15 protein-coding genes are annotated in these 14272 nt (G+C 71.5%); 7 read left to right on the top strand and 8 right to left on the bottom strand.

Features of this window, described 5'->3' with window-relative positions; all coding sequences use genetic code 11:
* Positions 1 to 53: 53 nt before the first annotated feature.
* Positions 54 to 1079, bottom strand: a complete 1026-nt coding sequence (locus ABZ249_RS16555; protein ID WP_355263165.1) for a D-2-hydroxyacid dehydrogenase — start codon at positions 1077 to 1079, stop codon at positions 54 to 56.
* A gap of 303 nt (positions 1080 to 1382) precedes the next feature.
* Between ABZ249_RS16555 and ABZ249_RS16550 the strand changes: the two genes are divergently transcribed.
* The 4 genes from ABZ249_RS16550 to ABZ249_RS16535 are packed head-to-tail and all read left to right on the top strand — an operon-like array spanning position 1383 to position 4207.
* Positions 1383 to 1865, top strand: a complete 483-nt coding sequence (locus tag ABZ249_RS16550) for a DUF3830 family protein (RefSeq protein WP_355263162.1) — start codon at positions 1383 to 1385, stop codon at positions 1863 to 1865.
* 52 nt (positions 1866 to 1917) lie between these two features.
* Positions 1918 to 2688 carry an Asp/Glu racemase gene (locus ABZ249_RS16545; protein ID WP_220563892.1) on the top strand — a complete coding sequence of 257 codons (771 nt, stop codon included), beginning with the start codon at positions 1918 to 1920 and terminating at the stop codon, positions 2686 to 2688.
* Positions 2689 to 2722: 34 nt separating this feature from the next.
* Positions 2723 to 3475: a maleate cis-trans isomerase gene (locus tag ABZ249_RS16540; RefSeq protein ID WP_355263159.1), complete on the top strand. Its 753-nt coding sequence runs from the start codon at positions 2723 to 2725 to the stop codon at positions 3473 to 3475.
* A gap of 57 nt (positions 3476 to 3532) precedes the next feature.
* On the top strand, positions 3533 to 4207 hold the full coding sequence (locus ABZ249_RS16535; protein WP_355263156.1) for a GntR family transcriptional regulator: 675 nt from the start codon (positions 3533 to 3535) through the stop codon (positions 4205 to 4207).
* On the opposite strand, the gene ABZ249_RS16530 is transcribed toward ABZ249_RS16535, so the two are convergent.
* The gene (locus ABZ249_RS16530; RefSeq protein ID WP_355263153.1) at positions 4204 to 4434 is read right to left on the bottom strand and encodes a hypothetical protein; all 231 of its coding nucleotides are present in this window, start codon (positions 4432 to 4434) and stop codon (positions 4204 to 4206) included. The two genes, ABZ249_RS16535 and ABZ249_RS16530, sit on opposite strands and share 4 nt — an antisense overlap.
* A gap of 56 nt (positions 4435 to 4490) precedes the next feature.
* The gene (locus ABZ249_RS16525; RefSeq protein ID WP_355263150.1) at positions 4491 to 5954 is read right to left on the bottom strand and encodes an NAD-dependent succinate-semialdehyde dehydrogenase; all 1464 of its coding nucleotides are present in this window, start codon (positions 5952 to 5954) and stop codon (positions 4491 to 4493) included.
* Positions 5955 to 6132: 178 nt separating this feature from the next.
* Between ABZ249_RS16525 and ABZ249_RS16520 the strand changes: the two genes are divergently transcribed.
* Positions 6133 to 7383, top strand: coding sequence for an aspartate aminotransferase family protein (locus ABZ249_RS16520; RefSeq protein WP_355263147.1), 1251 nt, complete (start codon positions 6133 to 6135; stop codon positions 7381 to 7383).
* An 18-nt stretch (positions 7384 to 7401) separates the two neighbouring features.
* On the opposite strand, the gene ABZ249_RS16515 is transcribed toward ABZ249_RS16520, so the two are convergent.
* Complete coding sequence (locus ABZ249_RS16515) at positions 7402 to 8061, bottom strand: DUF6518 family protein (RefSeq protein WP_355263144.1); 660 nt, start codon at positions 8059 to 8061, stop codon at positions 7402 to 7404.
* Positions 8062 to 8241: 180 nt separating this feature from the next.
* Here ABZ249_RS16515 and ABZ249_RS16510 point away from each other — a divergent pair, with 180 nt between their 5' ends.
* Positions 8242 to 9645, top strand: coding sequence for an alpha/beta hydrolase domain-containing protein (locus tag ABZ249_RS16510; RefSeq protein ID WP_355263141.1), 1404 nt, complete (start codon positions 8242 to 8244; stop codon positions 9643 to 9645).
* 507 nt (positions 9646 to 10152) lie between these two features.
* Here the strand turns inward: ABZ249_RS16510 and ABZ249_RS16505 are convergent.
* The 4 genes from ABZ249_RS16505 to ABZ249_RS16490 form a co-directional block, all read right to left on the bottom strand.
* A complete protein-coding gene (locus tag ABZ249_RS16505) occupies positions 10153 to 10566 on the bottom strand; it encodes a DNA-binding protein (protein WP_355263138.1) in 414 nt (137 codons plus the stop codon).
* Positions 10548 to 10832 carry a hypothetical protein gene (locus ABZ249_RS16500; RefSeq protein WP_355263136.1) on the bottom strand — a complete coding sequence of 95 codons (285 nt, stop codon included), beginning with the start codon at positions 10830 to 10832 and terminating at the stop codon, positions 10548 to 10550. The genes ABZ249_RS16505 and ABZ249_RS16500 overlap by 19 nt, the downstream gene beginning before the upstream one ends.
* Before the next feature lie 609 nt (positions 10833 to 11441).
* Positions 11442 to 11717: a hypothetical protein gene (locus ABZ249_RS16495; protein ID WP_355263133.1), complete on the bottom strand. Its 276-nt coding sequence runs from the start codon at positions 11715 to 11717 to the stop codon at positions 11442 to 11444.
* 31 nt (positions 11718 to 11748) lie between these two features.
* The gene (locus ABZ249_RS16490) at positions 11749 to 12540 is read right to left on the bottom strand and encodes a helix-turn-helix transcriptional regulator (RefSeq protein WP_355263130.1); all 792 of its coding nucleotides are present in this window, start codon (positions 12538 to 12540) and stop codon (positions 11749 to 11751) included.
* 158 nt (positions 12541 to 12698) lie between these two features.
* On the opposite strand from ABZ249_RS16490, the gene ABZ249_RS16485 reads away from it, so the two are divergent.
* Positions 12699 to 14153 (top strand): MFS transporter, encoded by a 1455-nt coding sequence (locus ABZ249_RS16485; protein WP_355263126.1) that lies wholly within the window; start codon positions 12699 to 12701, stop codon positions 14151 to 14153.
* Positions 14154 to 14272: the final 119 nt, after the last annotated feature.

Here is a 14272-nt window from a genome sequence, read left to right as displayed (position 1 = left end):
GGCCGCGGCGGTCGAGTCGGAACGGATCGTCACTTCGGCCTCCCGGTAGGGGCTCAGCCGGGTACGTAGCCCCGGCGCTTGTCGACGACGTTGCGCGGTTCGCGCCCGTCGAGGTAACGGGAGAGTTCGTCCAGGAACAGGTCGACCAGCGCCTCGCGCCAGCCGATCACGTCCCCCGCCATGTGCGGGGAGACCACCGAGCCCGGCAGTCCCCACAACGGGTCGATGGCCTTGAGGGGCTCGCGCTCGAACACGTCCAGCGCGGCCCCCGCGATGACGCCGGAGTCCAGGGCGACGACCAGGTCCGACTGGTCGACGACGGGTCCGCGCGCCACGTTGATGAGCCGGGCGGTGGGCTTCATCAGGTTCAGGAAGGTGCGGTCGACCAGGCCGCGGGTCGCGTCGGTGAGCGGGGCGGCGACGATCACGTGGTCGGCCGCGGGGAGTTCGCCGAACAGGGTCGGCTCCCCCTGCGGTCCGCGCTCGGCGGTGCTGGAGAGCACCACGTCGCCGAAGTCGGGGTCCCCGGTGCGGGCGCGGCTGCCCGAGGCCCGCACCCGCACGCCCACGGCGGTGAGCAGGCGGGCGGTGGCGCGGGCGATGGGGCCGGTGCCGACGATGAGGGCGCGCGAGCCCGCCACCCGTTCGGTCTCACGGTGCTCCCAGCGGCGTTCGCGCTGGTACTCCAGGGTGCGGGGAAGGTCCTTGGCGAAGGCGATGACCAGGCCCAGGACGTATTCGGCGATGGGCTGCTCGAAGACCCCGCGCGAGTTGGTGACCACCACGTCGGACTCGACCAGGCCGGGGAACATGAGGTTGTCGACCCCGGCGGTGGCCGCGTGGACCCGGGCCAGGGAGTCGGCCTTGGGCCAGGCGGCGGCCAGGGCCTCGGAGAACAGGTCCCAGACCAGCAGGAAGTGCGTGCCCGGCAGCTTGGCGGAGAGGTCGTCGGCGGTGGCGTACACGGCCTCGCCCAGGCCCGGGTGCCCGTCGATCCGCTCCCGGCCCGGCGGCAGGTCGTCGCCGTGCAGGATCAGCAGCCGGGGGCTGTCGGGCGGGGAAGGGGCGGCACTGTTCACGGGCCTCGCGCTCTCCGGTCGGCGTCAGGGAAACGCTGGCGGGGCCCACGGCGGTCCCCGCACGGGCCACGCTAGAAAGCGGACCTGGGATTGTCAACAATCGACAAACCGATATCCCTTCGGCGATCCGGACGCCCCCGATCCCGCTCCGACCTCCTTCTTGTATCGGGGGAGCCCTGGATCGTAAGATTGTCGACAATCAACAACCCGGAGGATCCCCGGGTGCCCGGACACCGTCCCGCCGGTCCCGACCCCGTCGCCCGGCCGCCACCGAAGGGACCCCGAACCCCAGTGCCCAGGTACATGAGCATCACCCTGCCCCTCCGCGGGGTGTCCTGTGTCGCGGAACTCCTCGAACAGGACGCGCCGCGCACCTGCGAGGCGGTGTGGGAGTCGCTGCCCCAGGGCGACGCCGTCCAGCACGCCAAGTACGCGCGCAACGAGGTCTACACGATGGTGCCGAGGTTCGCCGCGGCCGAACCCGGCCTGGAGAACCCCACGGTCACACCGATCCCCGGCGACGTCGTCTACTTCTCCTTCGACGGGGGCATGCTCGACCGCGCCTTCAAGGAGGACAAGGGGATCGGCCACCTGCCCGGGGTCATCGACCTCGCCCTCTTCTACGGCCGCAACAACCTGCTGCTCAACGGGGACGTCGGGTGGGTGCCCGGCAACGTGTTCGCCACCGTCGTGGAGAACCTCCCCGCCATGGCGAAGGCGTGCGACGACGTCTGGCGCTCCGGCAGCGTCGGCGAACGCCTCGTCTACGAACGACTGGACCGCTGACGGCGTCCGCGCTGCGGGCCACGACAGGAAGAACCGAGGAGGTGAGCGACCGATGCTCGTCCAGGAGCCCTTCGACGGACCGGCGGCCGAACGCCCGACCCCGCTGCAGACCGGGGTGGGGATCGTGGCGCCCTACGATTTCGCGCTCGACCGCGAACTGTGGCGGTGGACGCCCGACGACGTGTCCCTGCACATGACGCGCCTGCCCTACGTCCACGTCCCGGTGACGGTGGACCAGGCGGCGGCCCTGTGCCTGCCGGAGGGCGTCACGCCCGCGGTCCGCGCGCTGCTCACCCCCGAGCCCTCGGCGGTCGGCTACATGTGCGCCTCCGGGAGCTTCGTCCACGGCGCCGCGGGCGAGAGGGAGCTGCGCCGGACCATGGCCGAGGCCGGCGCGCCCGCCGCGGTCACCACCTCCGGCGCGCTGATCGAGGCGCTGGCCCTCCTGGGCGCCGAACGCGTCGCGGTCGTCACGCCCTACGTCGACGAGGTGACCGACCGCCTCCTGGGCTACCTGGGGGAGCACGGCGTCGGTGTGACCTCCAGCGTGGGCCTGGGGCTGCTGGAGCACATCTGGCGGGTCGCGTACGACGTGATCGCCCGCGCGGTCCACGAGGCCGACCGGCCGGAGGCGCAGGCGGTCTTCGTGAGCTGCACCAACGTGCTCACCTACGACATCATCGCCCCCCTGGAGAGGGAGCTGGGCAAACCGGTGGTCACGGCCAACCAGGTGACCATGTGGGCGCTGCTGCGCGCCGTGGGGCGGCGCCCCGTGGCCCTCGGGCAGAGCCTGGCCGAGACCGCGGCGCCCAGCGCCGCGTGAACCCGTGGCGGGAGGCCACAGTGAGGAGGACACCATGACCCGCGTCGGATTCCTCTACCCGGGGCACAGCGCGGAGAGCGACTACAAGGCCTACGAGGGCCTGCTCGGCGACGGCGTCGAACTGCCCGTGGTGCACACCCTGATGCGCGAGGACGCCCACCGCGTGGACGCGCTGCTCGACATCGGCGGCGAGGACGTGCTGGCCGAGGGCGCCCGGGAGGCGGCGGCGCTGGGGGTGGACGCCACCGTCTGGGCCTGCACCAGCGGGAGCTTCGTGTACGGCCCGGAGGGGTCGCTCCGCCAGGTCGAGTGGGTCCGGCGGGCGGCGGGGACGCCGGCGTCGAGCACCTCGTGGGCCTTCGTACACGCCCTGGCCGGGCTGCGGGTGTCCCGGGTGGCGGTCGCGGCCACGTACCCCGAGGACGTGGCCGACCGGTTCGTCGGCTTCCTCGCCGCGGCGGGGGTCGAGGTGGTGTCCCTGGCCAGCCACGGCATCGCCACCGCCGCGGAGGTCGCCCACCTCGACCCGGACGAGGTCGTCGACTTCGTCATCTCCAACGACCACCCGCGCGCGGGGGCCGTGCTCGTCCCGGACACCGCCCTGCACAGCGCGCACCTGATCGAGCCGCTGGAGGCCCTGCTCGGCAAGACCGTGCTCACGGCCAACCAGGTGAGCATCTGGGAGGGGCTGCGCCTGGCCGGCGACGCCCGGCCGCGGGCGAACGGTCCGGGGAGGCTCTTCCGTACCGGGGCCGCCGAGGTCGCGAGTATGCTGCCGCAGGTCTGATCCCCGGGCGATCCGCGTGCCCGGAGGTCGGCGAGAACATCGAAAAGGAGGCGGAACATGCCCGCCCACGGTCAACTCACCCCCGTCCCCCGCAGGTCCACCGCCGAACTCATCGCCGAGCAGCTGCGCTCGGCGATCATGTACGGCTCGCTCGCCCCGGGGGACCAGCTCGGCGAGGCCGACCTGGCCGGGAGGCTGGGGGTGAGCCGCGGCCCCCTGCGCGAGGCCATGCAGCGGCTCGTCCAGGAGGGCCTGCTGCGCAGCGAGCGCCACCGCGGGCTGTTCGTGCGCGAGCTGACCCCGGACGACGTGCGCGACATCTACGTGGCGCGGCTGGCCGTGGAGCGCACCGCCTGCGAGCTGATCATGCGCGGCAACCGGGGCGAGGCCGTCGCCCGGCTCACCCCGGTGGTGCAGCGCCTGGCCGATGCCGCCGCCACCGGCGACCGGCGCGCCATGAGCGACGCCGACCAGGAGTTCCACCGGACCCTGGTGAGCTGTTCCGGCAACGGCCGCCTGGAGCGGATGGCGCAGACCCTGCTGGTGGAGACCCGGATGTGCCTCACCGTGATGCAGGAGGTCTACCCCGAGCCCGCCGAGCTGCTGGAGGAGCACCGGCGCATCCTCGACGCCATCGCCGACGGCGCCGAGGAGCGGCTGCTGCACCTCATCGAGACCCACATGACCGACACCGTCGCCCGCATCAACAACGGCGCCCCGCCCGCCCCCTAGGAACGGTCGGCGCCGCCGGACTCCTCCGCGCGGCGCAGGCGGTCGGCGGCGTCGAGGGCCGTGAGGCGCTCGTACTCGGCCGGTGAGATGAGCACGCCCTGCGGTCTGCGGTAGGCGCCGACCACGATCGGTCCGTGCCCGGGGTCCGCGGACAGCTCGGCGAGGAGTTCCGGCAGGCGGGTGCGGGCCTCGGCGACTCCGAGGACGGTGGGGATCTTCGCGCTCATGGATGAATTGCACAAGAAGTCGTACAACTCTTCACGGGCGAAGATCCCCCGCGCGCTCAGAGGCCGCCGATCCCCACGTACTTGGTGTCGAGGAACTCGTCGATGCCGACGCGGCCGCCCTCGCGGCCCAGGCCGGAGTGCTTGACGCCGCCGAACGGGGCGGCCGGGTTGGAGACCACGCCCTGGTTGAGGCCGACCATGCCGGTCTCCAGGGCCTCGCTCACCCGCAGCGCCCGGTTGAGGTCGCGGGTGTAGAGGTAACTGACCAGGCCGAACTCGGTGTCGTTGGCGGCGTGCAGCGCCTCCTCCTCGGTCTCGAAGGTGAGCACCGGGGCGACCGGACCGAAGATCTCCGTGGTGGACAGCTCGCTGGCGAACGGCACGTTCGCCAGCACCGTCGGCCGGTAGAAGTGGCCCGGACCGTCGCCCGGACCGCCGCCCACCAGGACGGTGGCGCCGCGTTCGACGGCGTCGTCCACCAGGTGCTGCACCTTCTGGCGGGCCTTGTCGTCGATGAGCGGGCCCACGTCCACCCCGTCGTCCAGGCCGCGCCCCAGGCGCAGGGCGCCCATGCGCTCGCTCAGCCTCCGGGAGAACTCCTCGGCGATCCCCGCCTGGGCGTAGATGCGGTTGGCCGCCGTGCACGCCTCGCCGATGTTGCGCATCTTGGCGAGCATCGCGCCGTCCACCGCCGCGTCCAGGTCGGCGTCGTCGAACACCAGGAAGGGCGCGTTGCCGCCCAGCTCCATGGAGGTGCGCAGCACCTGGCCCGCGCTCTGCTCCAGCAGGCGCCGGCCCACGGCGGTGGAGCCGGTGAACGACAGCTTGCGGATGCGGCCGTCGCTGAGCAGCGGCTCGGTGACCGCCCCCGGGTCGGTGGTGGGGATGACGCTCAGCACGCCCTCGGGCAGCCCCGCCTCGGCGAGGATCCCCGCCAGGGCCAGCGCGGACAGCGGCGTCTGGTGGGCGGGCTTGAGGACCATGGTGCAGCCCGCGGCGACGGCCGGGCCGATCTTGCGGGTGCCCATGGCCATCGGGAAGTTCCACGGGGTGATGAGCATGCACGGCCCGACCGCCTGGCGCATGATCAGGAACCGGGACTTGCCGTCGGGCGAGGTGGCGAACCCGCCCTCGATGCGCACCGCCTCCTCCGAGAACCAGCGCAGGAACTCGGCGGCGTAGGCGATCTCGCCGCGCGCCTCGGCCAGGGGCTTGCCCATCTCCAGGGTCATGAGGACGGCCAGGTCCTCCTGGCGCTCCATGAGCAGCTCGTAGGCGCGGCGCAGGATCTCCCCGCGTTCGCGCGGCGCCGTGCGCGCCCACGACGGCTGGGCCCGGTGCGCGGCCTCCAGCGCGGCCAGCGCGTCCTCCTTGCCCGCGTCCGCGACGGTGCAGAGCACCTCCCGGGTGGAGGGGTCCTCCACCTCGAAGGCCGCCCCGGACGCGGCGTCGCGCCAGTGCCCCCCGATGAACAGGCGCTTCTCCACCTGTGCGACGACCCGTGCTTCCCGATCCGACATGTTCACAGCTCCCGGTTCTCCATCGTGCGGGCCCCGCGGCCGTGCGCCGGCCCGGTGCCGTTGGGGTCAGACCTGCCCGGCGTGCGCCCCCTGGACACCGCCGCGGCCGGATGTTTCCATAGCCGTGTCGATTGTCGACAATCCTACGGAACCGCGCGACAACGAAACGAGGCATCGCATGGCGGAGCTCTCCCCTGTCCTCAAGCAGGCCACCCCGGTGGTCGCGGCACGAGGCGAGGGCGCCCACATCTACGACGAGGACGGCCGCCGCTATCTCGACTTCACCGCCGGCATCGGTGTCACGAGCACCGGCCACTGCCACCCCCGGGTGGTGGCCGCCGCGCAGGAGCAGGTGGCCACACTCGTCCACGGCCAGTACACGACCCTGCTGCACCGCCCGCTGCTGAAGCTCACCGAGCGCCTGGGCGGGGTGCTGCCCGCCGGGATCGACCGGCTGTTCTACGTCAACTCCGGGAGCGAGGCCGTGGAGGCGGCGCTGCGGCTGGCCCGGCAGGCCACCGGGCGCCAGAACGCGGTCGTGTTCCAGGGGTCGTTCCACGGCCGGACCATGGGCGCGGCGTCGCTCACGACCTCCGGGACCAAGATCCGCGCGGGCATCGGGCCGCTGGTGCCCGGCGTGGTCGTCGCCCCCTTCCCCTACGCCTACCGGCTGGGGATGTCGGAGGCGGACGCGGTCGCGTACGCCCTGCGGGAGTTCGACGAGCTGCTCATCACGGTGACCTCGCCGCAGGACATCGCCGCGGTGTTCATCGAACCGGTCCTGGGCGAGGGCGGGTACATCCCCGCCCCCGACGCCTTCCTCCAGGGACTGCGCGAGCGCGCGGACGCGCACGGGTTCCTGCTGGTCGTCGACGAGGTGCAGACGGGGTTCGGGCGCACCGGGACGTTCTGGGGGCACGAGCCCTCCGGGATCGTCCCCGACATCGTCATCACCGCCAAGGGCCTGGCAAGCGGGTTCCCGCTGTCGGCGATCGCCGCGCCCGAGGCGGTCATGGCCAAGGCCTGGCCCGGCTCCCAGGGCGGGACCTACGGCGGCAACGCCGTCTCGTGCGCCGCCGCGCTGGCCACCCTCGACGTGATCGAGGAGGAGGGGCTGGTGGACAACGCCGCACGCATGGGCGAGCGGCTCCGCCAGGGCCTGGAGAAGGTGGCGGCGGCCTCGCCGCTGATCGGCGACGTGCGCGGCCGGGGGCTGATGCTGGCCAGCGAGTTCACCACCGACGGCCGCCCCGACGGCGCCGCGGCGCTGCGCGCCCAGCAGGCCGCCGTCCGCAACGGGCTGCTGCTGCTGACCTGCGGTCCGGCGGGGAACGTGGTGCGGATGATCCCGCCGCTCATCGTCGACGGCGAGCAGGTCGACGCGGCGCTCGCCGTCTGGGAGGCGTCGGTGGCCGAGGCCTCGGCGTAGCCGGGGCGGGGGCGGGTGTCAGGCCATGAGCGCGAGGTCGACCAGCATGAAGAACCCGAGCCCGAGCGGGACCAGGACGGCGAACACCGCCAGCGCCCGCGCCCGGTCCGCCCACCCGCGCCCGCCCAGCAGCAGGGGGACGGCCAGGCCCAGCAGCGCCTGGGACCAGGCCGTCCCGAGCATGTGCGTGAAGTGCTCCCAGTTCACGAGCTTGAAGACGCCCTCGGCGGCCAGGACCGCGCCGAGCAGCCCCACCGCGGCCGCCCGCCACCAGCCGCCCCGGTTCCGCCACACGGCCCCGGCCAGCCCGAACACCGGCCCGGACAGCGCGCCGCAGGCCATCCACACCAGCGGCGCGTGAAGCTCCTGGGCGCCCAGCCACAGCAGCGAGGCGGATCCGTAGTAGCCGATCACCGCTCCCCACTGGGTGAGCAGCCCGGCCACGGCGCACGCCCACGGGCGGGCGGCGGCGCCGGCCGCCCCCGCGGCGAACGCGGCGGCCGACCAGACCGCGGCGGAGTTGCCGAGCCACGCCACGGCGTCGGGCAGCAGACCCTGGGCGACCATGGTGGCGAGGCCGATGATCAGGCCGCCCATCCCGGACAGGAGGAGCAGGGCCCAAAGGGGGATCGCCTGCTCGGGGGCGGGGTCCTGCACGGGCGCGGTTTCGGTGCTCATACACGGCCTATCGCGTCCGCCCCGCCCGCTGGTTCCCGGCCTCCGGCGGGCCCGCGCCCATCGGTGGATCCACTCGTTCTCGCCCGGCGGCGGTGGACGGCGTCCAACACTCCTTGTCCGGCCGGGGGGCCGGTCCTAGCCTTTCCGGCATCATCGGGCTACTCGGAGGTCGTCACACGGATGAGTTCTCGCACCCCCCTGCGCATCGGCGCGGCCGCGACCGGGATGGCCGTCGCCTCGACCCTGCTCCTCGCCCAGCCCGCCCGGTCCGAACCCGCCGACGAGCCCGCCGGGGGACCCGCCGCGACGGTGTCCGGCCCGGTCCCCGTCACCGACGACTCCTACCCGTTCATGTCCGCCGACGGACCCCAGGCGCCCCCGATCGAGGCGGGCGAGCCCGTCGAGGTCGACCTCGACGCGTACGGCTACGTCGAGGAGGAGTTCCTCCTGGAGGGCACCGCCGAGCACTACGACCCCGCCACCGGCGAGGTGACCGGCGTATCCCCCTACACCACACGGATGGTGGTCCGCCGCCCCGAGGACGCCCGTGACTCCAGCGGCACCGCGTTCCTGGAGTGGAACAACGTGAGTTTCGGCCAGGACATCGAGATCGACTGGTTCCTGTCCAACGACTACTTCATGCGGGAGGGGCACGTCTGGGTCGGCCTCTCCGTCCAGCGGGTCGGGGTCGACGCGCTCCGCGCGTGGGACCCCCGGCGCTACGGCGACCTGAGCGTCGGCGACCCCGGGCTCGTCGACGCTCCAGCGTTCGACATCTACTCCCAGACCGCGCGGACCCTGCGCTCGCCGGAGGGCGTCGACCCGCTGCCCGGCTTCGACGTCGACACGGTCATCGCCACCGGACACTCCCAGTCGGCCAGGTACCTCATCGGCTACCACAACGCGGTCCACCCCGCCCACGGGGCCGTCGACGGCTTCATGATCCACGGCGCCCCCGGCAGGCTCGCCCAGGGCACCACGCCGGTCATGCGGCTCATGGCGGAGACCGACGTGCGACTGCGCTCCGAGAGCCTCGAACCGGACTCGGAGTTCTACCGCCGGTGGGAGGTCGCCGGGACCGCGCATGTCGGCGCCCACGAGTACCTGACCTTCGCCCCGCTGATCGCCCGTGACAACCCGGGCACCGAACCGCAGCGGTGCGACCGCCCGCCGCTGAGCCGGATCCCGTTCCACCACGTGCTGAACTCGGCCTACGACCACCTGGTCGACTGGGTCGAGGACGGCACGGCGCCCCCGGCCGCTCCGCGGCTGGAGTGGGCGGACGCCACGACCCCGAGCCGCGACGAGCACGGCAACCGGCTCGGCGGGATCCGCCTGTCCGAGCACGAGGTCGCCACGGCGCTCAACCAGGGGACGAACACCGGCGACCCGTTCTGTGTGCTGATGGGCGCCCACGTGCCCTTCTCCGAGGAGACCCTCGCGGAGCTGTACCCGCGGCGCGGCGGATACCTGCGGTGGGTGAACCGGGCCGTGCACGAGGCCCGGCACGACGGCTACCTGCTGGCCGAGGACGCCCGTGCGTCCCGCGTCACCGCGCTGAGGACGGACCACCCGTGGTGGTAGCCCGGCCCACCGGACCCTGACGGTGCCGGGACCGGCGCGGCCCCTCGGCCCCACCGGTCCCGACCGTCCCGCACACAGAACGGCCCCGAACCGCGTTTCCGCGCTTCGAGGCCGTAATGCCACTGTCTCATGGTGGCGCACTCGGGAGGATTCGAACCCCCAACCTTCTGATCCGTAGTGGTCCTACCATCCTATGTATAAGCCCAGGTCAGCGGCTCCGTATCGGCCCCCTCGGAGCCACCCTTCGCCACGTATTCGCCACGCTGTCGGAACCCGTCTCCGAGACCGCTTCCAAGGCCCCTGCGAGCATCCCGCCTCTCATGCCCTAGGAGCCGGTTCGGGTCCCATGATCGCTGTCAGACGGTGGGCACGGACCATCTCAGGGTGTTCTTCCTCCACCACGACACCCGTCTCGCACGGAACCCACAGAATCTCTTCGATGGCCAGAGCGGGGATTTCGCGCGAATGACCCTCATCCGCACCTGCTCTCCCATCGGGGGAGGCGGTTCACACGGGGACGAGGCGGACCCGGTCCCCGCAGAGCTTGGCCATGTCGTCGATGTCGGAGGCCAGCATGACCACGGGCCGGTGCTGCCGGAGCGCGGTCTCGGCCACGGCCGCGTCGACGGCGTACTTGCGGCCGTGCAGCCCGGCCCTCATCAACAGCGCCGAAACGGCCTTCGCTTCCTCGTCGCCCACAGGGACAGTGCGCAAACCGGACAGCACCCGGTTCGGTCGGGCCTCGTTCGTGCGGGCGTGCACGGTCTCGATGATGGTGAGCGCGCAGAACACCACCTCCATGCCGCGTGAGCGCGCCTCCGCGACCAAGGCCACCACGGCCTCGTCATCGGCGAGCAGCCTGGAGAGCCCTTCGCTGTCCAGGACCAGCGTCCCTTCGTGGCTCAGCCGACGGCGGGCCACTGGTCCTCCTCGGCGAACACCTCGTCGAAGACCTGCCGCGCCCGCAGCCTCGCCTGCTCGGACACCGGCCCCTTGCGGCTCTCGTAGTCGGCCAGGTACTCGTCCAGCACCTGTCCCCGCAGTTCCCGTTCGACGGCCGCGGCGATGAACGCGGAGAACTCCCGTTTGCCGACTCGGGACCGGATCGCCTCCGCGGTCCCCTCGGGCAGGGACAGGCTGACCCGGGTCGCAGGCCCTTCACCGATGCTGTATGTCGTCTCGGACATGATGCTGATTGTGTCAACCAAGTAGGAAACCAACAAGCGTGCGCGGAGCCGCTCAGGTCGTCGACGATGGTCGACACAACGCCGCTCACAAGGGTCCGCTGTTTCCCTGGTGCACTGTCCTTGTGCGATGGCGGTCTCCGTGTGTCCTCGTTCGAGGACGAACCTCGAACGTCCTCGAACGAGGACAGCGGAAAATGTGGTGCCGAAGGAGTTCGCCCCGACGCGGCGACCCAAGCTCGGTACTTCGGTGCGAGATACCCGGTTCCCCCTGGGGTTCAGATGGTCGGCCCTGGCGGCTCGTGCGGGCGCACTCCACTTGTGGCCGACCCACGTCGGGACCGGGCGCCCCAGCGCAAGACCGAATCCTCATCCGCCGAAGACTTCGCCCCTATCTCCCCGGCCACTGCTCTGAGAGCTTCGTCTACTGCGCGGATAAGGCGGGCATGGGATGGCACGTGTTCTCGGATCGTGGTTCGGCCCTGGTCCACGGTGGAGCACCCCTGAACCGGAATGGTCCGCCCTGGTACAGCAGCGGTACACGGGGCCGAAAGGTGTGGAGCCCGTTCCGTCGACCCGGGTTTGCTCGCGGGATCGTGTCAGGCCGCCCGCTCACCCGCCGGAACGCGGGCTCAGTCGGACCGTGGCCACCACGGGGACGCGCACGCCCTGCTCGATCGCGGCCTCGCAGACAAAGGCCATCAGCCACCCGATCGCCTCACAGGACCGCTCCGCCAGGCGGCCCTCGAAGATGAGGCGGTGCCCCTCAGCCTCCGCGGCCGGGAAGTCGGGGGTTCCGGGAGTCAGCCCGCGGGCCGCGTCTCGGCCGGGTGCGGCAGTGATATCGGTGAAAACCTGCTGGCGGATCTCGCACAGCCGCTCCACCATGGCCAGGGCGGCGTCGGCACCTCAACGGCCACTAACGGCTCGTATCAGACGCCTCGAACACGGCGTCGCCGTTGAGGTAGCGCCTCGGCGAGGTGCCGACAGTTCGGCGGAACGCCGCCAGAAACGCGCTCGCTGTCGCGTACCCCGTGGCGCGTGCGACCCGGGCCACGGATTGACCTTCGGCGAGGAGGGGTAAAGCGGCCCGCAGCCGCATATGAGTGCGCCAGCGATCGAAGCTCATGCCCGTGTCGGCGACGAACAGCCGTGTCAGGGTACGTCGACTCACTCCCACCGCCCGTGCGTGGGCTTCGAGGCTCCGCGGGTCCGCGGGATCGGCGAGCAGCGCGTCGGCCACGGCACGCACACGGCCGTCGACGGGGCGGGGCACATCGATGGGCATGGACGGCAAGGGATGCAAAAGATCCAACACGACCGCCTCAGCCCGCAGCCGCACGTCATCGGCAAGGTCCTGCCGACTGAGGTAGTCGATCAGGTGGGCCAGCAGCCCGTTGACGCCCACCGGCGTGGGCTCTGTCCAGTCCAGACCGCACCGGTCCGGTTCGAGATAGAGACTGCGCAGCACCGCGTCGCGGGTCGCACCGGTCCGGTGGACGATGCCCGCGGGCAACCACAACGCCCGAGTGGGCGGCAAGACCCAGTAGGTGTCTTCGACGGCGACGCCGAGCACCCCGTGCCGAGTCCAGGCCAACTGGTGCTGCGAGTGGCTGTGCGGGGGTATCCACTGCCCCGACGACAGGGGAAAGCTCCCGACGACGATCGCCCCCACCCCGGGTGGTACGGCTCCAAAATCGACCTCGGTCATGCGTTCCAACCTATGTCCTCAACGCGACATGATGTGGCCCCATGGCGGATTGTGGCCAAATCAGCCGGTGCGTAGCTTCTTCGCATGTCGATCAATCATCCGCGCCAACGGCGCTCATCCAGGACGGGCCTGCCAGCCACGCCGAACGGACCCGTGTCATGACATCGGCATCGCCCCGTGCCGCGATCGTCGGCCGCCGTCGACTGGCGCTGATCCTGCTGTGCTTCGTGCAGTTCATGCTCGTCTTGGACGACACCGTCGTGAGTGTCGCCCTCCCCAGCGTTCGGGACGATCTCGGCTTCAGCACCGCTGGCCTGGCCTGGGTCGTCAACGCGTACTTCCTCGCCTTCGGCGGACTGCTACTGCTGTTCGGCCGTGTGGCCGACCTGCTGGGCCGCCGACGTGTCTTCCTTTGCGGCGTGGCACTGTTCGGTGCGGCAAGCCTCGCCTGCGGGCTCGCCCAGGAGCCGTGGCAACTCGTGGCCGGGCGGTTCGCCCAGGGGGCGGGCGCGGCCATGGCCGGTCCGGCCGCGTTGTCACTGATCACACTCCTGTTCCCCGGTACCGAGGAGCGTGCCAAGGCACTCGGTATCTGGGGAGGCATCGCGGGTCTGGGCGCCACGATGGGTCTGGTGATCTCCGGTGTGCTGACCGACCTCACCTCCTGGCGTTGGATCTTCCTGATCAACCTGCCTGTGGCCGTTCTGGCTCTGGTGCTGCTCCCCCGCGTGGTCGCCGAGAGCCGGGCCACCCGCCGGACACGCCTGGACGTACCAGGTGCGGTGCTGGGCACCGGCGCCGTCGTGTCCCTGGTCTACGGTTTTCTCCAGGCCGGGGAGTCGGGTTGGGGTGACGTGGCCTTCGTCGGACCACTGCTCCTCGCCGTCGCCTTGGCGGTTGCGTTCCTTGTGGTCGAATCACGTACGGCCGAGCCGTTGGTGCCCTTGTCGTTCCTGGCCTTCCGGCCTCGTGCCGTCGCCAACGGCATGACTCTGCTGTTCTCCGCCGCTTTCTACGCGATGGCCTTCCTGCTGATGATCCACTTGCAGACAGTGCTCGGCTACGGTCCGCTCGAGGCAGGTGTCGCCTACCTGCCCTACGGCGCCGGAATCCTCGTGGGCCTGTGGCTGTCGTCCCGCGCGGTACTCAGGTTCGGGATGCGCCGAACCCTGGTCGTGTCGTTCCTGATCAGCTCGGCCGGGCTGCTTCTGCTATCCGGCGTGGCACCGAGTGACAGCTACGCGTCCGGCGTGTTGCCCGGCCTGCTCGTCACGAGCCTCGGATGTGGTCTGAGCCTGCCCGCCCTGACGGTCGCCGCGGTCACGGGTACCACCGAGGAGAACGCCGGTCTGGGTTCGGCTGTCTTCAGCTCCGTCCAACAGGTGGGCGGCGCTGTGGGCCTGGCGGTGCTGGTCACCCTGGCCGTACAACGCAGCGATGCCCTTACTGACTCGATCGGCCCGTCACTCGCCGCCACGGAAGGCTTCTCGTTCGCGCTCATCGTTGCTGCTGTGCTCCTCGCGTTCGGCTCCGCTTTCATCGCCGCGCTGCTCGGGGGCCGCCGCTCGGAATCCGGAGTCGACACCAGCGAACCTCCAGCACAGCACGGGTAACTGCACATGACTCGTCAAAACGGGCGGTCCGTCGTCGGCCCCGCCCGGCGCGAGTCGGCGCGAGGAGCAGAAAACGAATCCACTGCTCCTCATGAGAACAGCCAAGGGCGGTGCGTAAG

It is taken from the genome of Nocardiopsis sp. NPDC006139 (assembly GCF_040614155.1).
GTDB classification, from domain to species: Bacteria; Actinomycetota; Actinomycetes; order Streptosporangiales; family Streptosporangiaceae; genus Nocardiopsis; species Nocardiopsis changdeensis.
The sequence above is the reverse complement of the archived record's forward strand: the minus strand, read 5'-3'. Positions and strand labels throughout refer to the sequence as shown.